The sequence below is a fragment of the Actinocorallia lasiicapitis genome, from assembly GCF_054778695.1.
The window spans coordinates 1-618 of the sequence record NZ_BAAGZI010000884.1; the positions used below are offsets into that span (position 1 = coordinate 1).

A 618-nucleotide genomic window follows, 5' to 3' on the forward strand; every position below is an offset into this window, starting at 1 on the left:
CGGCCCCGTCAGCCCGATGACGCCCAGCTCGCGCAGCGGCAGGCTCACCGGGACGGTCCTGGCCACGGGCCGCCGGTGCAGCGAGGCCCGTTCCAGGGCTTCGAGGATGTCGTCGGCTGAGCCGTCCAGTTCGATCCGCGCGGGCTGGTCGGCGAGGCCGATCCGCAGGTCAAGGGCGTCGGGGTCGTCCAGCCGGCGCTCCCAGAGCCGTTTGCGCGGGCCGGTCGCGGTCAGCAGCACCTCGGCCGGATCGGGGGCGGCGGCGCGGCGCTCCCGCTCGTCGCGGACCCGGAGCTTCTCCAGATCGCGGGCGAAGAACGCCGTCTTCACCTGGTACTCGCGGTACGCCTTCTTGTACGACTTCCGCCCGTACATCCGGTCGCCGACCCATTCGCCGATCATCATCAGCGGCCAGGCCAGCGCGAACAGTGCCCAGTACCACTGGTGCAGCACGAACGCCATGACAAGACCGAACGCCGAGAACAGCAGCGCGCCGACCAGCCGCAGCCGTTCGCGGTGCTGCTTCTCCGGCAGCGCGGGCACCGTCAGCCGGGCCGGTTCGACGCGCGGCGGGATCCGCGGCGGCCGGTTGAACGCGCCCGTCCCCGGCTCCAGATG

At 72.5% G+C, this 618-nt stretch carries 1 pseudogene; it reads right to left on the reverse strand.

Annotated elements, in window-relative coordinates:
• Window positions 1–618, reverse strand: a pseudogene (locus ACYVE7_RS35300) (FtsK/SpoIIIE domain-containing protein); the annotation flags it as partial.